This is a genomic window from Oleiphilus sp. HI0132 (assembly GCF_001635845.1).
The window spans coordinates 1-547 of sequence record NZ_LWGJ01000690.1 but is presented as its reverse complement, the minus strand read 5'-3'; the positions used below and the strand labels follow the sequence as shown (position 1 = coordinate 547).

At 44.6% G+C, this 547-nt stretch carries 1 protein-coding gene; it reads left to right on the top strand.

Going from position 1 to position 547, the window contains the following annotated elements; genetic code table 11:
* Positions 1–33 precede the first annotated feature (33 nt).
* Positions 34–547 (top strand): RsmE family RNA methyltransferase (locus A3766_RS08250; protein ID WP_068568022.1); only part of this gene is annotated, 514 nt, incomplete at its 3' end.

The following is a 547-nucleotide window of genomic DNA, read 5'->3' as shown; positions in this document are numbered from 1 at the left end:
GCAACGAAGAACCTGTAAGCGAATAACAATTAGATGAACCTGCTACTGTTATTCCCCGAAAATATGCACAGCGAAACACTGGCTGAGATTTCCGGTCGTCAACTCGAACATATGCATGAGACTCTAAAGTCAAAAGTTGGAGATAACATACGCGTTGGCCTGCTCAATCAGCAAATTGGCCTAGCCACTATTACAGCTCTCACTACGGAGTCTGCCAAACTCGATATCGAGTGGCAAAAAGAAGCGCCCGCACCACTCCCCTTAACACTCATTATTGGTCTACCCCGACCAAAAATGTTAAAGCGAATCATTCAAACCGCCACAACAATGGGCGTGAAGAAAATCTATTTCCTCAATGCCTGGAAGGTAGAAAAGAGCTTTTGGCAAAGCCCCTGGCTAAGTGAAGAAAAAATTCTAGAGAATTGCATCCTTGGCTTAGAACAAGCTCAGGATACCGTGATGCCCGAAATTCATATCAAAAAGCGCTTCAAGCCCTTTGTTGAAGATGAATTACCTGCACTTTCCAAAGGTACACGCCAACTAGTCG